The organism is Algoriphagus chordae, assembly GCF_003254055.1.
In the GTDB taxonomy this organism is placed as follows: Bacteria; Bacteroidota; Bacteroidia; order Cytophagales; family Cyclobacteriaceae; genus Algoriphagus; species Algoriphagus chordae.
Genome location: NZ_QKZT01000023.1, coordinates 1 through 17,792, shown reverse-complemented (window position 1 = coordinate 17,792; position 17,792 = coordinate 1). Strand labels below are relative to the sequence as shown.

Annotated in this window: 18 protein-coding genes; all 18 read left to right on the top strand. The window is 36.5% G+C overall.

Annotated elements, in window-relative coordinates:
* Window positions 1–236 precede the first annotated feature (236 nt).
* The gene (gene rffA, locus LV85_RS19115) at window positions 237–1,391 is read left to right on the top strand and encodes a dTDP-4-amino-4,6-dideoxygalactose transaminase (RefSeq protein ID WP_111322475.1); all 1,155 of its coding nucleotides are present in this window, start codon (window positions 237–239) and stop codon (window positions 1,389–1,391) included.
* 414 nt (window positions 1,392–1,805) lie between these two features.
* Window positions 1,806–3,428, top strand: coding sequence for an MBOAT family O-acyltransferase (locus LV85_RS19105; RefSeq protein WP_245942379.1), 1,623 nt, complete (start codon window positions 1,806–1,808; stop codon window positions 3,426–3,428).
* 26 nt (window positions 3,429–3,454) lie between these two features.
* Entirely contained in the window at window positions 3,455–4,381 is a 927-nt protein-coding gene (locus LV85_RS19100) for a hypothetical protein (protein ID WP_146260510.1), read from the top strand.
* On the top strand, window positions 4,365–5,141 hold the full coding sequence (locus LV85_RS19095; protein WP_111322471.1) for an FkbM family methyltransferase: 777 nt from the start codon (window positions 4,365–4,367) through the stop codon (window positions 5,139–5,141). Before LV85_RS19100 ends, LV85_RS19095 begins: the two co-directional genes overlap by 17 nt.
* 24 nt (window positions 5,142–5,165) lie before the next feature.
* The gene (locus LV85_RS19090) at window positions 5,166–5,876 is read left to right on the top strand and encodes a class I SAM-dependent methyltransferase (protein WP_146260509.1); all 711 of its coding nucleotides are present in this window, start codon (window positions 5,166–5,168) and stop codon (window positions 5,874–5,876) included.
* The gene (locus LV85_RS19085) at window positions 5,860–6,666 is read left to right on the top strand and encodes a glycosyltransferase family 2 protein (RefSeq protein WP_158531212.1); all 807 of its coding nucleotides are present in this window, start codon (window positions 5,860–5,862) and stop codon (window positions 6,664–6,666) included. Before LV85_RS19090 ends, LV85_RS19085 begins: the two co-directional genes overlap by 17 nt.
* Entirely contained in the window at window positions 6,666–7,925 is a 1,260-nt protein-coding gene (locus LV85_RS19080) for an ABC transporter ATP-binding protein (RefSeq protein ID WP_111322465.1), read from the top strand. The genes LV85_RS19085 and LV85_RS19080 overlap by 1 nt, the downstream gene beginning before the upstream one ends.
* 59 nt (window positions 7,926–7,984) lie before the next feature.
* Window positions 7,985–8,653, top strand: a complete 669-nt coding sequence (locus LV85_RS19075; RefSeq protein ID WP_158531211.1) for a class I SAM-dependent methyltransferase — start codon at window positions 7,985–7,987, stop codon at window positions 8,651–8,653.
* 7 nt (window positions 8,654–8,660) lie between these two features.
* Complete coding sequence (locus LV85_RS19070; RefSeq protein WP_111322461.1) at window positions 8,661–9,539, top strand: glycosyltransferase family 2 protein; 879 nt, start codon at window positions 8,661–8,663, stop codon at window positions 9,537–9,539.
* A gap of 14 nt (window positions 9,540–9,553) precedes the next feature.
* Window positions 9,554–10,294, top strand: a complete 741-nt coding sequence (locus LV85_RS19065) for a class I SAM-dependent methyltransferase (protein ID WP_111322459.1) — start codon at window positions 9,554–9,556, stop codon at window positions 10,292–10,294.
* Between the two features lie 11 nt (window positions 10,295–10,305).
* Window positions 10,306–11,280: a glycosyltransferase gene (locus tag LV85_RS19060; protein WP_158531210.1), complete on the top strand. Its 975-nt coding sequence runs from the start codon at window positions 10,306–10,308 to the stop codon at window positions 11,278–11,280.
* Complete coding sequence (locus LV85_RS19055; protein WP_111322455.1) at window positions 11,280–12,068, top strand: glycosyltransferase family 2 protein; 789 nt, start codon at window positions 11,280–11,282, stop codon at window positions 12,066–12,068. The genes LV85_RS19060 and LV85_RS19055 overlap by 1 nt, the downstream gene beginning before the upstream one ends.
* Window positions 12,058–12,960 (top strand): glycosyltransferase, encoded by a 903-nt coding sequence (locus LV85_RS19050; protein WP_111322453.1) that lies wholly within the window; start codon window positions 12,058–12,060, stop codon window positions 12,958–12,960. Before LV85_RS19055 ends, LV85_RS19050 begins: the two co-directional genes overlap by 11 nt.
* 360 nt (window positions 12,961–13,320) lie before the next feature.
* Window positions 13,321–14,025: an acylneuraminate cytidylyltransferase family protein gene (locus LV85_RS19045; RefSeq protein WP_111322451.1), complete on the top strand. Its 705-nt coding sequence runs from the start codon at window positions 13,321–13,323 to the stop codon at window positions 14,023–14,025.
* Window positions 14,003–14,644 (top strand): HAD family hydrolase, encoded by a 642-nt coding sequence (locus LV85_RS19040; protein ID WP_111322449.1) that lies wholly within the window; start codon window positions 14,003–14,005, stop codon window positions 14,642–14,644. The genes LV85_RS19045 and LV85_RS19040 overlap by 23 nt, the downstream gene beginning before the upstream one ends.
* Complete coding sequence (locus LV85_RS19035) at window positions 14,641–15,387, top strand: glycosyltransferase family 29 protein (protein ID WP_158531209.1); 747 nt, start codon at window positions 14,641–14,643, stop codon at window positions 15,385–15,387. Before LV85_RS19040 ends, LV85_RS19035 begins: the two co-directional genes overlap by 4 nt.
* Complete coding sequence (locus LV85_RS19030; RefSeq protein ID WP_111322445.1) at window positions 15,384–16,541, top strand: glycosyltransferase family 4 protein; 1,158 nt, start codon at window positions 15,384–15,386, stop codon at window positions 16,539–16,541. The genes LV85_RS19035 and LV85_RS19030 overlap by 4 nt, the downstream gene beginning before the upstream one ends.
* On the top strand, window positions 16,528–17,664 hold the full coding sequence (locus LV85_RS19025) for a glycosyltransferase family 4 protein (RefSeq protein ID WP_111322443.1): 1,137 nt from the start codon (window positions 16,528–16,530) through the stop codon (window positions 17,662–17,664). Before LV85_RS19030 ends, LV85_RS19025 begins: the two co-directional genes overlap by 14 nt.
* Window positions 17,665–17,792 lie beyond the last annotated feature (128 nt).

Sequence of the window (17,792 nt, the reverse complement as noted above, 5' to 3'; positions counted from 1 at the left end):
CAACAAGCAACCAGCACCTGTCGTGGCGGAACCAACAACTAATCCCGATATTCATCAGTCTTAAGACATAAGACACAAGAATCAAGACACAAGATTCAAGATACGTTCGCAGTAACGCATCACAATCCATTTTAAATTCTTTCATTTTAAATTCCCTTAACCAAAAACACCTGTCCGCCTCGGCGAACCAACAACCAACAACAAGCAACCAACACCCACCACCCACCAACTAAAACTTGAAAATCCCCTTCAACAAACCCTACCTCTCTGGTAAAGAACTTCGTTACATAGAGGAAGCAGTCAGGCTAGGCAAAATCTCCGGAAATGGTGAATTCACCCAGCGCTGTCAAAGCTTCTTTGAAAAGCGATACGGATTTAAAAAATGTCTGCTGACCAATTCATGTACGGACGCCTTGGAGATGGCAGCCTTGCTATGCGATATCCAAGCAGGTGACGAAGTCATCATGCCTAGTTTCACCTTTGTTTCTACAGCCAATGCATTTGTATTACGTGGTGCCAAAATCGTTTTTGTAGATAGCCGATCCGATCATCCCAATATGGATGAAAGTTTGATAGAGGAGCTAATCAGTCCCAAGACCAAGGCCATTATTGTAGTGCATTATGCTGGTGTAGCATGTGAGATGGATAAGATAATGAGTATTGCTACAAAACATAAGCTTTGGGTAATAGAAGATGCAGCACAGGGGATAGAGAGCTATTACAAGGAGAAGGCACTTGGATCTATGGGGCATTTGTCCTGCTTTAGTTTTCATGAAACAAAGAATATTCAGTCTGGTGAAGGGGGATTACTGGCTATCAATGATCCCGCTTTGATCAGAAGAGCAGAAATTCTCTGGGAAAAAGGTACTGATAGGGCAGCGTTTTTTAGAGGAGAGGTGGCTAAGTACGGCTGGGTAGATATAGGTAGTTCATTTCTACCATCAGAACTTACTGCAGCATTTCTCTGGGCACAGTTGGAGGAGTTGGAATCCATTCAAAGCCGAAGAATGTCTACTTGGGAGGCTTATTTTCAACTCTTCAGTGAAGGAAGTACAGCTAATGAAATCCTCTCTAGCAGCTATCAGAAGATACTTATAGAGGCATCAAAAAATATTGAATTTACCTGGCAGTGTAGGGAGCATAAAGGTAATGCACATATGTTTTATCTGCTTTTCAAACAGGAATCAGATAGGACTAAATTCTCCGGTCGCATGAAGTCAGCAGGGGTACTGTCAGTTTTCCACTATCAAAGTCTACACAAATCAGACTATGCGAAAAAGTGCTTTCCGAACCAGTACGATCGTCAACTCCCCAATTCCGACCGCTATTCTGACTGTCTATTGAGATTGCCTTTATTTTATGAATTGCCTGAAGTCAGTGCTGAGTACTGAAATCTGTCAACCAACAAACAACGCTGCCTGCCTCTCCAAAGGCTGGTCCGCCGTGGCGGAACCAGAAACTAATATCCAGCAACCAAAATTTGCTTTTCAAAAACAACCGAGTAAATTTATTACTCAGTCTACCCCCAGCCCCTAAAGGGGAATATTAGGATAGAATTCTTATCAGCACGATGGGAATGAAGGGGCGAAGCTGTGAAGATTCCCCCTTCAGGGGGCTATGGGTAAAGGGCGAAGCTTTGCCCGCCGTAGGCGGAGTGGAAAATTTAAAATGATTTTAATTTAAAATTCTTTAACCGTCCCCCTTGGCAGAACTAACACCTGTCCGCCTTGCGGAGCAAACAACCAACAACGAATAACTAACAACGAATAACCAACAACGAACAACTAACACCCAACTCCCAAAGCTTGCTTTTCAACTCCTTCACCTTCCTGATCTTCCTACCGATAGTATTCCTACTATACTGGTTTCTATTTCAGAAGAATTTGAAGCTTCAGAATGCTTTTCTATTACTGTCCAGTTATGTATTCTACGGCTGGTGGGACTGGAGATTCCTAACCCTAATCATCGCCAGCTCCGCAGTGGATTACTTTTGTGGGTTGAAAATGGGAAACGTCATTGCGCCTGCCCGCCGTGGTGGGAACGACGCAGGAGTGAAGCAATCTGATAGTGAAGAAAAGAGATTGCTTCAGGTTGATAGCGATAGTAATCAATCAGAAACAGCAAACAACCTTCGCAATGACGAACACGGCATCAGACACCGGACATCGGGCAACTCTTCCGTCTTCGGTCTCCCGTCTTCGGTCTTAAATGCGTTCTCTGGCCGTAAACTCTACCTCACAATAAGCCTATTCTTCAACCTCGGCATCCTAGCTTTCTTCAAATACTTCAACTTCTTCATTGATTCAGCAGCTGACTTTATCAGCATCTTAGGTTTCCAGCCTCATATCAGTACCTTAAGCATAATCCTTCCAGTAGGGATATCATTCTATACCTTCCAGACGCTTAGCTACTCCATAGATGTCTATAGAGGCAAGCTTAAGCCTACCAAAGACCCCATAGCCTTCTTTACCTTTGTGGCTTTCTTCCCGCAACTGGTGGCTGGACCTATAGAGCGAGCATCGAACTTACTGCCGCAATTCTTCAAAAAGCGGGAATTCCAATACCAACAAGGTTCGGATGGGATGAAACTCATCCTCTGGGGTTTATTCAAGAAGATGGTGATTGCGGACAACTGCGCCCTAGTCGTCAATCCCATCTTTGAGAACTATCAAACAGCCTCAGGCCTAGAACTCATCATGGGAGCTGTTCTTTTCGCATTCCAGATCTATGGAGATTTCTCAGGCTATTCTGATATAGCCATTGGTGTAGCAAAGCTCTTTGGCTTCGATCTGATGACAAACTTCCGAACTCCCTATTTCTCACGGGATATCGCGGAGTTCTGGCGTAGATGGCATATCTCACTTTCCACCTGGTTTCGAGATTATCTCTATATCCCGCTAGGGGGGAGCAGAGTGCCTAAATCCAAAGCCATCCGAAATATCTTTATCGTATTCCTAGTGTCAGGCTTCTGGCATGGTGCCAACTGGACTTTTATAACCTGGGGAGGTATTCATGCAGCCTTATTTATACCAATCTTTCTGATTGGGAAGAATAGGACACACATGCATGAAGGCGAGCACCTTCTTCCTTCCTTCAAGGAAGTCTTTCAAATGGTATCAACATTTGCTTTGGTCTGTATAGCCTGGGTGTTTTTCAGAGCGGATACGGTGGGAGAGGCTTGGGAGTATTTGAATGGGATCCTAGCAAATCCACTATTGCCAAGTAATTTTGCTTGGCTAGGTTATGATATTCGAATAGCCTTGATTCTGTTTATTGCCTTAGAGTGGCTTGGTCGATATCAATTCAACTGGCTGGAAAGGCTCCAAGGAAAATGGTATCGATATCCTGCTTATCTCTTCACAGGATTTTTGATTGTTTTCTGGGGAGTTTTTACCGAGGTTAAGGAGTTTATTTACTTTCAATTTTGAGGTTGTTTTTTTTAAAACTGATTGCTTTGTCATTGATTCTTTACGGATTTTTATTCTTCGTTGACTATGCAGTAACAATAGGAATTCGAAACAGTAATTTTGAGGATATACCAGCTTGGAAGGATTTATTTGAAGGTAAGATTGATGATGATCTCGTAATTCTTGGGTCTTCTAGGGCGTACAACCACTTTGATCCTAAGCAGATTGAAGAGAAAACTGGGATTTCAACTTATAATTTGGCCTTTACAGGGACTGTTTACAGACAGCAAAAAATGAAGCTTTTGACTTATTTAAATTATAATCCAAGGCCAAAAATTCTAGCCTGGGTATTGGATTTACATACTTTTACTGAATCAGATAATTTTTATGGCTATGAAAAATTGATTGCATTTAATGAATATATGGAAGTAAAAATTGCTTTACAAACCTACAATCTATATCCCAATACATACCAATTTTTACCTCTTTCGAAGTATGGGAATAGACCTGTAATTATGTGGATGGGGTTAAAGAATTATTTTTTTGGAAGTAAAGAGCCATTGAGCGTGTACAAAGGATATAGCGGGAGAGACTTGAAATGGGACGGTTCTGAATTTGAAAAATTGAGGAAAGTAAATATTGATGGGGTTTTTACTGAATTTTCAAAATCTGAAATTGATGATTTTGAGAAGGTAATTAATAAACTGAAAGAGGATGAAATTGATATAATTTTGATTTTCTCTCCTATCTATGCTAAGGTGTTGGAATATGAAAATAATTCTAAATCAATAATTTCTAATTATAAGGACATGGCTAGGAAGTTAGATGTTTCATTTTTAGATTACTCACAATTAGAAATTAATAGAGATACTGTTTATTTCTACAATGCTAATCATCTTAATGCTAAAGGGGTTAAAAAGTTTATGACTCTTTTTTCTAGAGATATAAATATGCTAAATGCCCAGAGAAATTAAAAAATCTATTTATCATTGGATTACAAATCATCGCAAAACCCGTATCGGTAAGTTGCTTTATTCTTTCAGTTCTACTATTAATGAAGCACTGGAAAATAAAAATAATGACTTCAATACCAATGGAGAGAAGTGGTTAATAGATAGTCTAGATGCTAATCAGCCGTTGATTGTATTCGATGTAGGAGCCAATATTGGTGATTGGACTAAACTTGTTCACCATAAAAATAAATATGCCCAAATTCATTCATTTGAACCGATTCCAGCTATATATGAAAGGTTGGCACAGAACACCCAGGGAATCGAGGAAATTAAGATAAATAATCTGGCTTTGGGTGAATTTTCTGGTGTTCTTGAAATGAATTATTATCCTCAAAACCCTATATTCTCCTCATTCTATAATCATCCACTTGGGAAAAATAAAAAGAACTTAACTAGGGTAGAGGTAATGACTGGTGATAAATATTGTGAATTAAATCAAATTGAATTTATTGATTTTCTTAAGATAGATGTGGAAGGATTCGAGTCAAAAGTTCTTTTTGGATTTGAAAGAATGTTTTCTGAAAAAAGAATAAAAATGATCCAATTTGAATATGGTGACCTTGTTTTGAAAAGTAATTTTCTTCTACGGGACTTCTATGGGTTTTTTGAATCTAGGAATTATAAAGTGGGAAAATTGTATCCTGGATATGTAGATTTTGATGGATATAGCTGCAAGAAAGAAAATTTTATACCTTCTAATTTTGTTTGCCTTATAAATTGATTTTAACAAACTAAATTAATGTACTTGAAAAGATATAGATTTCACTCTTTGATACATCAGTTTTATAAAGAGTTAATTGTAGCAAAGGGAAAGGGTAAGGATTTGATGCCTCTCTTTAGATGTCTTCCTTTATATTTAAAACAAAACAGAGTAAAGAGCAATAGGTTAAGTTTGGGAATTCCTTGGTTAACTCGAGGGGCAGTTAAATTTTTGGATAATACAATTATTTCACAAATGAGAGTTTTTGAATATGGGTCTGGTGCCTCTACAATTTACTTTCAAAATAGAGACACTATAGTGTGTTCGGTTGAACATGATAAAACATGGTATCAAATTGTTAAAAACAAACTGGAGTTGAATGGTAGCAATAATGTTGATTTGATTCTATCCGAACCTGTTTTTTCTCCTACTGCCTTACGTGATGATATATTACAGTCAAACAAAAATGATGGATATAAAAATTTTGATTTTAGTGGGTATAGCCAGGTAGTCCTCAATTTTCCACATAAATATTTTGATTTAATTTTAATTGATGGCCGAGTAAGATTAGAATGTTTGAAAAATTCAATGAAAATGATTAAGAAGGGTGGGTTGATAATTTTAGATAATTCTGATAGGTATGAATACAAGAATATTATTGATATGCATAAATTTAAGTTAGTGTTTCAAGAGTATGGACTAGTAGAGTATGATTTGTTTTTTGCTGAAACTAGTATTTTTGAAGCAATTTATTAATGTTTGTTTTTTGATATCAGTAATCATTCCATATTATAATGCAAGAAATTTTATTGTTCAATCAATAGAATCTTGTGTTTCGCATGAAATAGTTTCAGAAGTATTAGTTGTTTATGATGGATGTCCTGAATTGAATTTTTTTGAATTACGTGAGATGTTTTCAGATTATTCAAAGGTTACTGTTTTAGCACATCCTGACTTTGAAAACCTAGGCGCTGGTGCATCAAGAAATTTAGGTATTGTAAATTCCAAATACCCTTTTATAGCTTTTCTGGATTCTGATGATTATTTTCTAAGAAATAGATTTGAAGTTTTTTTGAATTTTATTGCAAATAATGTTAGTTTTGACGGGATATATGAAGCTGGAGTTTTTGAAGATACAAATGATTTGTATACAATTTCAAATAATAATATTAATTCCAAAAACTTACTCCATTTTTTAATAAGAGGTACTTATGGACATTTTTGTACTAATTGTATTATTATAAGTAGAAAGGTTTTGGAAAAATCTGGTGTGTTTAATGAAAATTTAATATTACATCAAGACTCTGAACTATGGATTCGCCTATCTTTTTATGGACAATTGATGCCAGGTAACTTAAGTTATCCAGTATCTGTTATTAGACGTCATAAGAACAATCGCATTTGGAAAGGGACTACTAATTCCTCACGTTTGAAGCAATGGAGAGTTACATGGAAATGGGCGAGACATGAGCCTATAGGCATTATCAATAAGCTTTTGATTATTCGTAAATTAATTAAGTTTGAACTAAAGTCTTTATATAAATAATGTCTAATACGGTTATTAAAGTTGAAAATCTTTCTAAACGCTATAGACTTGGGCTAAAAGAAAAGCAAGCAGAAACCTTAACAGGCCAAATCGGAAACTTGATTAAATCTCCATGGGAAAATCTTAAGAGACTGAGAGATATGAATCGTTTTGGTCGTGAAGATGAATCTGTTTTCTGGGCGCTAAAGGATGTTAATTTTGAAGTAAAGGAAGGTGAAGTACTTGGAATTATTGGAAAGAATGGTGCTGGGAAATCCACCCTCCTCAAAATTCTTTCTCAGATTACCGATCCTACCTCAGGTAAGATAGAGATCAAAGGTAGGGTTGCTTCTTTGCTTGAGGTTGGAACAGGTTTTCACCCTGAACTGTCCGGTAGAGAAAACATCTATATGAATGGTACTATTCTGGGAATGACACGCAGAGAAATTGATTCTAAACTAGATGAGATTATTTATTTTTCTGGTGTTGAAAAATTTATTGATACTCCTGTTAAATTCTATTCCTCAGGGATGAAAGTTCGCTTGGGATTCTCAGTTGCTGCTCATCTAGAACCTGAAATTTTGATTATAGATGAAGTGCTTGCTGTGGGTGATTATGAATTTCAAAGAAAGTGTCTGGGGAAGATGGAGGACGTTGCTGGCAATGGTCGCACTGTACTTTTTGTAAGTCATAATATGACTGCTGTTCAACAACTTTGTCCTACAACGCTTCTCCTCGAAGATGGACTAAAGGCTAATATGGGTGGCACTTCTGAAATTTTGCTAACCTATTTTTCAACAGCTAAAACAAGCAATTATCTAAACGTATTCGAGTCTAAAATTATTGGGGCAGGAAATCAATCCATACGTCTTGAATCTATTTCTATTTATGGAGAAAATGGCAAAAACTCATCAGTAATTACTGGAAATGAATTTTTCATTGAATTAACCTTTATAGATTCATTGAAAACACGTTCTCAATTACCTCGTATTGATCTTAGAATAGATAATCAATTAAGTAAAAGGTTGATATGGTTAAGTACAAGTTTGAATCAAAATTTGGATTTTAGTAAACAGAAAGTAATATTTAGAATACCTAAATGTCCTTTAGTTTCAAATGAATATTTATTGACAGTTCATATCAGTGATGGTGTTGAGGTTGCAGACTGGCATCCACATGTGATGAATTTTAGGGTAGAGCAAGGTAATTTCTATGAAAATGGCTTAATTGTGCCAAGGGGACAGACTGATGTTAATTATCCATTTGAAGTATTGACATGATGAATTGGCTAGTAAAATTAAGAGATCGTTTATTCGGTCTGGATAAACTTCATTTTCTAATGCGGAATATGATTATTAAGAATGAGCAACATAGTCACCTTAATAGTAGGGAATTAAAAGCATTTGAAATTGTCAAGCCATATTTTCCGAATGGCTTTCTATTTGAAACTGGTTTTAGTATGTCTTTTCAAGCGATTCAGCATATACTAAACGATATAATTGTTTATAAACCTAACTCAATTTTAGAATTTGGATCAGGGCTATCTACCCAAATTATATCTAGTTTTATTCAAAAAAATCAATTGAAAACCCAACTGTATAGTATTGATGAGGATCAACAATGGCAAGAAAGTCTGGGGATCACAAATCCTTTAGTAACATTACTTAGTTTTCCACTTATATCTAACAGTCCATACTCATGGAATAAAGTTGGAATTTGGTATGATATCCCTGTAAATCATGACTTGCAAAAACTTCATTTTGATATGATTTTAGTGGACGCACCTAAAGGAAATATATGTAAAAATTCCCGCTATGGGTTTATTCCTTTTCTCCAAAATAGACTTGGCACCAATTCTATTGTTTTTTTGGATGATTCTAATAGACCGGATGAAACTGAAGTTGTTCGATTAGCTCAAATTAACTTTTCTTATTTAGTAAATACCCAAAATAATATTCGATATACTAGGTTGTCTGGTAGGGAAAGTTTTTATACTAGACCTTCATGAAATAAAAATGAATTCTCCTTTGGTCTCTATATTAATCCCTAACTATAACAAAGCTCTATACTTAAGAGAAACCTTAGATTCAGTATTATCTCAGACCTATCAAAATTGGGAATGTATTATTGTAGATGATCTTAGCACTGATGCTTCTTGGGAAATTTTGGAGGAATACAAAGAACTAGACACTAGATTTCATATTTTTAAAAGACCATTTAATCTTTCAAAAGGAGCAAATACTTGTAGGAACTTTGCATTTCAATTATCTAAAGGAGAATTTATTAATTGGTTTGATAGTGATGACTTGATGTTTAAGGATTTTATTTATAAAAAGATAGTTTTTATTTTAAAGCACCCTAAATTTGATTGCGTTATAAGTCGACCAACTTCTTTTGATAATGATATAAAATGCTATGAGAATTGGATTCCTAAATATGAAAATATGTTAGTTGACTACCTTTTAAAGGATATCCATTTTACCACTCCTGGTCCATTATTTAAAAGGAATGTATTAGAAGATGTCGATTTATTTAACAATGAAATTCCTGTTGGACAGGAAAAAGAGTTTTATTTTCGTTTACTGGTTAAAGGTATGAGAGTTTTTGTATTGGATTTTTTTTCATATAAGTATAGAGTTTCTGATGATTCAATAGTTAGTTCCCATATTCAAAAAAACAAGCCTTATTTATCTTTAATGTATAAATATTTTATTGCTAGAACTATCGTTTTTGATTGTAAGAATATTATTGTTTATAAAAGTTATATTATAATTCCTTTAAAATCTTTTATTTATTCCTGTGTAGTTAATCTAAAACTTAAATATGCGTTAAAGGCAATTTTTATTCTTTCTATATACTATGTTAGGTCTCGAAAAATTTTATTCTTAACATAAAATATTTTTCTTTAATGATTACAAAATATATTCATAGAGAAGATATTCACAACCTTAGATCTTCCGATGTTATTGCGCCGCTTATTGTTCAACTTTTGAATCCTGTATCTATTATAGATATAGGTTGTGGGATTGGGACTTGGCTAAAATCTTTTAAGGATTTAGGTGTTACTGATGTAATTGGCTTAGATGGAGCCTATGTAGATCAAAAATTACTTCGTAAATACCTATTGTCAACTGAATTTGTATCCAAAGATCTTAGAGTAGAAATTGACTTAAAGCGAAAGTTCGATTTGGCAATTTGTTTAGAAGTAGTGGAACATTTGCCTTTAGAGAGTGTAGATATAATTATTAAAAGTCTGGCAAACCACTCTGATACCATATTATTCTCTGCAGCGATTCCAGGGCAAGGAGGACAGAATCATATCAATGAACAATGGCCTGACTATTGGATTTCTAAATTCGCTAGTCACGGATATCAAGTATATGACCCTTTTCGCCAACTTTTTTGGGAAAATGAAAATGTGGATCCTTGGTACCGACAGAACATTTTACTTTTCTCAAAAATTGACCTGAAGCTTGCCAAACCCTCTTTCACAAAGCTTGTTCACCCGTTCTTCTTTGAACGTAAATCGCAATACGTACGAGCAATTGAAAAGCAAGCCATGGCCATCAATGAAGGAAAGGTTGGTGTTAGCTTTTATTTGAAAAGATTGTTTGTTTCACTTTTCAGGTATGGAGGTCGTAAAGTATAAATTTGAATCATTTGAATAAAGGGGTTTCAATAATTATCTGTTGCTATAACTCAGCTGATAGACTTCCCACAGTATTGGATTACCTGAACAAATTGGAAGTTAAAGACTTTGAATACGAGGTGATCGTTGTGGATAATTTGTCAACTGACGCAACACAGGAGCTGGCTACTTCATTTTTTTTTAATTCTAATCTTAAAGGGAGGGTAGTTCATGAACCAATTCCAGGTCTTTCAAATGCAAGAAAAAAGGGAGTCTTTTCCGCTGACTTTCCTGTGATTTTGTTTTGTGATGATGATAATTTTTTGAATTCAGATTACTTGATTCAAGGAATGAATTACTTTCTGAGAAATGAAAAGTTAGGATGCTTGGGAGGCTATGGAATAGCTAAAGTAGCTATGAATCTTCCCTATTGGTTTGACCAGTTCTCCAGTAGTTATGCAGTAGGTTCTCTTGGGAAGTCTACTGGTATTCAGAATAAAGGAGTCATTCACTATGGTGCTGGATTATTTTTTAAAACTGATGCTTTGAAGAGTTTTTACCTCAAATCAATCGATTCTTCCATAACCGATAGGAAGGCGAATTTACTTTCCTCGGGAGGAGATAGTGAATTGTGTTTGGCTGTACAGCTAGAGGGATTCGAGATAGCATATGATTCCAAGTTGAATTTCTACCATGAAATAAAAGATGAGCGAATTACGGAGGCCTATTATTTAAAATTGAGAGAGGGGATTTTGTCAAATTACCCCATACTTACCGCTTATGATTTTTTGCTTAGCAAGAGTGAGGGCGACTATAGACTATATTTAGCAAAACAAGTTCCAGTCCTACTATCAGGAGTAGTGAAGACCTATATCACCTTGCTTAGACAACGTGATTTTATTTCTAGAGTCTATTGCTATAATTTCATCTTTAGGTTCAAGTATTTGATACGAAATTATTCTAGTGCAATCAATCTATATCATCAGTTGAAAAGAACGTATTCGTGATGATCCTAACCGTTGTCACAATTAATTACAATAATGCATCTGGATTGAGAAGGACTATTGCATCGGTTTTCAATCAAACTTTTCGGGATTTTGAATATGTAATTGTAGATGGAGACTCAACAGATGGGAGTGTAGCACTCTTAAAGGAAAACCGATCAAACATCCAGCAATTACTAGTTGAGCCTGATAATGGCATCTATCAGGCAATGAACAAAGGAATTTCTCTTGCTCAGGGTCAATACTTACTATTTTTAAATAGTGGAGATGAGTTCGCATCTGATCATATTCTGGAAGACATGCATGGCTATTTGAAAGATGAGGATATTATCTATGGAGATGTGATTTGGAGAGATAATTTGGTTACTTGTTATCCTCCTGTTCTAAATTTTTCATTTCTAAAAAATAGATCTCTACCTCATCAGGGGACATTTATAAAGAAATCCTTATTTGATACCTGCGGCTATTATGATGAGGATTTATTGATTACATCTGATTGGAAGTTTTTCCTTTTGAGTATATGTAAGATTAATTCTAGCTATTCTAAAATTCCATTTGTTATTTCAAGGATGGAGCCAGGTGGTATTTCCGATTCTCAAGTCAGGGATACCAGTTCCATTATTTTCAAAGAAAAAGCTAAAGTTTTGTCTGAGCATTTTCCGGCTTTTTTGGCTGATTACGATCAGTTTTCAAAAAGACTAAAAGCTTTTCGATTTTTAAAGCTCAAATTTTGGAAAAGGTACTTTTCGGATTACCGTCAATCTACAGCAGTTTCAAAGTATGACTGGTAAGCAGATCGGTTCATTTATTATCACATTTGAACGAACCACTCATATTAAAGAGACTATTAGGACCATACAATCTCAAACACTAAGGTGTACTACAATCTTGGTGGTAGACAATAGTATCTCTCAGCAAATTTCAGAAACAATCGCTGGGGTATTAGACGAAAAGACTACTATTTGTGCCTTGGGGCAGAATCTAGGCCCTGCTGGGGCAGCCAAAATAGGTCTTCAAAAATTGGCTGATGAAGGTTATGATTGGATTTACTGGGGTGATGATGATGATCCGCCAGCCGATGAATTGGTTTTTGAAAGACTCCTTAACTTGACCAAAAAATATCCTGAAGCTGGTGCAGTAGGTTTGGGAGGAGGTAAGTTTAATCGGTATACAGGTAGAACTAAGCGACTTCAAAATTCTGATCTTTCTCTTTCGAATGAGGTGGATTTTATTCCTGGAAATAAGTCATTTCTAATCAATGCAAAACTGGTAAGACTAGGTGTCCTTCCCTCTCCTGAGTTGTTTTTTGGCTTTGAGGAGTTGGATTACTGTTTAAAAATAAAGAATGCTGGTTTCAAGCTCTATGTAGATGGAGAGTACTGGCTAGAGCAGCGTAAAAATATTGGGGCTGGAGATCCAGGCCAGCAATTTAGAAGTAGGCATTGGGGGAAAAAACTTCCTTCGGTTAGAACCTATTATTCTGCTAGAAACATGCTCTATATCCTATTGAAAAATGGGCTGTATGTAGCCTTTATCTTTAATTTTCTAAAAACCTTTTTCAAAGCCATAAGTGGATTTAGATTTGGTCTTGAATATGGAATGCTATCCTGGAAAATGAATATGATGGCGCTAACTGATTTTTTAAAAGGGAAGAGTGGAATTAAGGACATGCCTTTATACTAATGTTGTGTTAGCGATAAAATGATCTTTCGACTTCACTCAAGGTGAAACAGGGTTGTCAAGTCGAATAGGAAAAATTTAGAATTTAAAAAAGTGCAATGAAGGTGTCAGGCTGAGCGAAGTCGAAGCCTCCTTAAAATAAGTTGGTGAAGTTATTGTCCTCGACTTCGCTCGGACTGACACGATTTGTGGTGAAAATCATAATCCGTCATAGGTAGCGAAGTCGAAGGCTTTTTTGAAATATATAAAAATATTGTCCTCGACTTCGTTCAGACTGACCAGCGTTTTGTGTCCTCAAATCAATCCTTAATTGGTAACGGAGTCGAGACCCTGTTACCAGGACGGTAATACTTAATACAAGATATGAACGGAAAACCCATTGTTTCTTTCTTCCTTCCTGTGCGTAAAGGAAGTCAGCGTGTCATCAATAAAAGTACCAGACCATTTGCAGATTTGTCAGGAGGTCTATTGGAGCTGAAGCTTCGGCAGTTGCTTTCGTCTCAGCACTTGCATGAAATAGTGCTTTCTACCAATGATGAGGAAGCCATACGGATTTCCAATAGCATTGAGGATCCAAATAAAAAGATCCGAATAGAACGGAGGCCAGATCATCTCTGTGTGGATACCACTGCTTTGTCTGATTTGATACAGTATGTGCCTAGTATTATTCAGGAAGGACATATTCTATGGGGGCATGTGACTACTCCATTTGTTCTGGGAATGGATTATGATGAGGTGATTGAGCAGTATTGGAAAGAATTGGACAAGGGACATGATTCACTTTTATCCGTATCTGCTTTTCAAAACTTCCTACTCAATTCTGAGGGTAGAGTATTTAACTCCGATTCCTCGGAATTTAAGTGGCCTAGGACACAGGATTTGCCCACATTATATGAGGTGAATCATGCGGTTTTTATGGCTCCAAGGAGTATCTATTTAGAAAAGAACAACAGGCTGGGAGCAAATCCGGCATTATATAAAATGGATAAAATCAAATCCTGGGATATTGATTGGGAGGATGATTTTACGATGGCAGAGGCTATTTATGAAAAACTTAGAAAATTATAAAGTTCTACTCTGGGATTTCGATGGGGTGATTATGGACTCCATGCCAGTGCGCGAACTTGGTTTTAGAAAAGTACTTGAGAGCTATCCAGCAGATCAAGTAGAAGCATTAATTCAATTTCATTTGAATAATGGGGGCTGGTCTAGGTATGTGAAGTTCAGGTATTTTTTTGAAGATATAAGAAAAGAAACCGTATCTGATAAGGAGATAAGTGATTTGAGTCAGAGTTTCAGTGAGGTGATGCGTGAATTGTTGATCTCTCCAGCTTTATTGATTGAGGATTCAGTAGTATATGTTCGATCTCAGGTTAATAAACTACCCATGCATGTAGTCTCCGGTTCTGACGGAGAGGAGTTGCGATACATCTGTAAAGAATTGGATCTAGCTTCCAATTTTGTATCCATTCATGGATCTCCAACTCCCAAGGGGCTTTTGATTAAGGAACTGATTGAGAAATTTTCTTACGATAAAGCAGACTTGCTTATGATAGGTGACTCGCACAACGACCTGGATGCTGCGCTGGATAATGGAATTGACTTTGCTGCTTACAATAATGAACTGCTTCGTAGTCCTGAATATTTGTATATAGATTCCTTTCGTAAATTGGTGGTAATCAATTGAGTAGAGTCTCCAACTACCTGCGAGGCTTAGGTCTGCTTGCACTTCACTTTAGAGCTTTTGATTTTTCATTGTTGAAAGGAAAAAGAGTAGCCATAGTAGGCCCCGCTGATTCGGCCTATTCTACTGGATTAGGTGAGTATATTGATGGTTTTGATTTTGTGGTTCGGGTGAACCGTGCTCCCTATATCGTCGCTACAGGAAAATCTAAGGTAGATATTGGTACTCGTACAGATATTTTGTTCCACAGTTTTCATGAAAATGATGAGTCTGGAGGAGGAATACTGGATTTTGAAATGTATAAAAAGCAAAGCCTCAAGTACCTGATCAACCCCCGAAACAACAAGGCTGGAATTCAGATGACATTTAATTTTTACAAGAAATACCCTGTGAGTCAAAAGGTTTTCACCTTGCCTAAAAAGCTTCATCAATTAGTTTGTGAACCTCTAGATGAATTCAGGCCCACAATAGGCTACCTCGCACTGATGAGTTTGCTACATAGTGCATTTTCAGAATTATACATTACTGGTTTTACCTTCTATAAAACTGACTTTGGGGCTGGCTATAGAGATCATATCAAGACAAAGGAGGCCGCCAAAGATTTCATCAAGAAAGTGGGAGTTCACGATATAGATAAAGAGTATAACTCTTTTTTGGCTGCCTTTAAAACTATCGATAGTTCTAAAATCACCCTTGATCCAGTCCTTTTTAGGATTATTCAGAATGAAGGCATAGTTAAGAGATGAGTTTTACTATCCTTTATTATTCAGTTGTGTTAAATTCTGCTCATGGCGGGAGTAACCATGCAAAACAGTTTTTGAAGTTTGCGGGTAAGCATGCTGACATAGACCAGATACTTACTTTCCCTCAGTTAGCGAGTAGAAAACCAAGTCAAGTAAGCCAAAAGTGGGGATGGCTAAAGCAGCATAATTGGTTTTTGTTGATTCGTTTTTATCGTAGAAACTCCCACTATTTAAAGGAATTGATTGAGTTGATTAAAAAGGAAAATCCGAGAGTTCTCATTATGAGACCGGATAATAATTTCTTGCAGATAGGGCGCTTGAGAAAGCAGTTTCCGGACTTATTGCTAGTATCGGAAATTAACACATCTGCCTTTGCAGAAAGCTACCTGCAGATACCATTTAGATCCTATTTTAAGAATTTAGAACGGGATACATATGCTCAGGCAGATTTGAATTTTTTTGTTTCTGATTCCCTTCGAGATGATATTTTTGGAGATAAGACTCAGGGAAAAAGAGATTTTGTGGTTTACAATGGAGTAGATCCTATGAAATTCAAGAGAAATCAGCCTGATGCAGAGTATAAGAAGAAGATAAATTTGGAGGGTAAAATCGTCATTGGCTATCTAGGTACTTTGGATTTTCATAAGCATGTCGATGTGCTTATTCAGGCTTTTTCCCATTTGAGAAAAGAGTATGCTGACCTTGTGCTATTGATCGTGGGGGATGGACCGGAGCGAGAGAAATTAGATCAATTGATAGACGAGTTAAAGTTAAGTAAAGCTGTACATATCACGGGATGGAAAAATGGGGTTGAGGTTCCGGACTATGTGTTTTCCTTTGATATAGCAGTTCATCACTTTGCCAATGCGTATGGTTGCCCTCAAAAGCTACTTGAATATATGGCTGCTGGCATTCCATCTATCGGCCCGGATATCCCTTTTGTGACTGATAATTTTGAGAATGGCAAGCATCTACTGATCACAAAATTTGGAGATATACAGGTGGCAAATTCTATCAAACGGCTGTTGGATAATCCTGAGCTAGCAGATAGTTTGGCACAATCAGGAAAAGACTATGTATCCAAAAACTTTACATGGGAGAAAAGTGCCAATGAAATCATATCTCAAATTGTATTGAATTTGAATGAAAAAAATTAGAGTAGGGACAATTGGATTGAGCTATAATCACCGGAAGAACTTCTTTGGACTTGTTGACAATGAAGTGAGCTATTCCACGGTATTGGATATGATTTCTCCCTATAGACTGATGATGAGATCTTCTAGGCTTAAGAAACTGTTGGCTCATCCTATACTAAAGAATATTCATTATGCTCCCTTTCAGAGAAAAGTCGATTTGTTCCATTTTTTCAATGCATTGTCACTTTCAAATACAGCCTGGATCACTACGTTTGAAACATCACTGCCTCGATGGGGCATGGATAAGTTTGGTCTGAACCTTATCGCTTCCGATTCCTGCATAAGGATAGTAGCTATGAGTAACTGTGCCAAGGGAATTATGTTAAAAAGAATAGAGGAAGGATTTCCTGAATATCTACAAACAATATCAAACAAACTGACTGTCATTCATCCTTCACAATCAGGGAATTTGGCTTCATGGAAAGAGAAAGGGGTTAGTATATCCGATAAATTGGTTTTTACGCTTACAGGAAATGACTTCTTTAGAAAAGGAGGGGCTGAGGTTTTACGCGTTTTCAAACGATTAATCGACCATGGGGCTAATGTTGAATTGCGTATAATTTCTAATCTGAAATTTGGGGACTATGCCTCGTATACTTCTCAGGCTGATCAGGCTTGGGCCTTGCAAGTAATTTCAAGCTATCCTGATCAGATTTTTCATTATCAAAATATCCCAAATACAAAAGTACTTGAGCTATTGAAATCCACTCATGTGGGATTGCTGCCCACTTATGCAGATACTTATGGCTATTCCGTATTGGAATACCAATCTATGGCTTGTCCTGTCATTAGTACAAATATCAGAGCCTTACCGGAGATTAATTCTAATGAAAAGGGCTGGGTAATAGAAGTCCCCAAGGATGAATATGGAGAGGGCTTATTTAGAAAGAATGAGGAGCGAGAACTATTATCTAGAATTATAGAAGAGGGATTGGAAAAAGCAATAAATGAGATAATTGCGGATGCATCTATAATTTCCATCAAAGGAGAGAAAGCTTTGCAAGGACTTAAGGAAAAGAATAATCCTGAAAGGAACGGAGAGGCTTATTTGGAGATGTATGAGAAAGCTTTGAACCGTCATTGATACCGTCATCGCGAGGAACGAAGCGATCTGTAGTAAAATTGGCAGATTGCTTCAATCGTGCCTCCTTCGCAATGACGTAAAATCCCCGTCATTGCGAATGCTGAAAGAAGGTGTAAATGATAGTTCAG

Excerpts from the sequence above, each read along its gene's own strand:
- LV85_RS19095 (WP_111322471.1), top strand. The coding sequence starts at position 4,365 with ATGCCCAGAGAAATTAAAAAATCTATTTATCATTGGATTACAAATCAT.
- LV85_RS19080 (WP_111322465.1), top strand. The coding sequence starts at position 6,666 with ATGTCTAATACGGTTATTAAAGTTGAAAATCTTTCTAAACGCTATAGA.
- LV85_RS19075 (WP_158531211.1), top strand. The coding sequence starts at position 7,985 with ATGCGGAATATGATTATTAAGAATGAGCAACATAGTCACCTTAATAGT.
- LV85_RS19070 (WP_111322461.1), top strand. The coding sequence starts at position 8,661 with ATGAATTCTCCTTTGGTCTCTATATTAATCCCTAACTATAACAAAGCT.
- LV85_RS19065 (WP_111322459.1), top strand. The coding sequence starts at position 9,554 with ATGATTACAAAATATATTCATAGAGAAGATATTCACAACCTTAGATCT.
- LV85_RS19055 (WP_111322455.1), top strand. The coding sequence starts at position 11,280 with ATGATCCTAACCGTTGTCACAATTAATTACAATAATGCATCTGGATTG.
- LV85_RS19050 (WP_111322453.1), top strand. The coding sequence starts at position 12,058 with ATGACTGGTAAGCAGATCGGTTCATTTATTATCACATTTGAACGAACC.
- LV85_RS19045 (WP_111322451.1), top strand. The coding sequence starts at position 13,321 with ATGAACGGAAAACCCATTGTTTCTTTCTTCCTTCCTGTGCGTAAAGGA.
- LV85_RS19040 (WP_111322449.1), top strand. The coding sequence starts at position 14,003 with ATGAAAAACTTAGAAAATTATAAAGTTCTACTCTGGGATTTCGATGGG.
- LV85_RS19030 (WP_111322445.1), top strand. The coding sequence starts at position 15,384 with ATGAGTTTTACTATCCTTTATTATTCAGTTGTGTTAAATTCTGCTCAT.
- LV85_RS19025 (WP_111322443.1), top strand. The coding sequence starts at position 16,528 with ATGAAAAAAATTAGAGTAGGGACAATTGGATTGAGCTATAATCACCGG.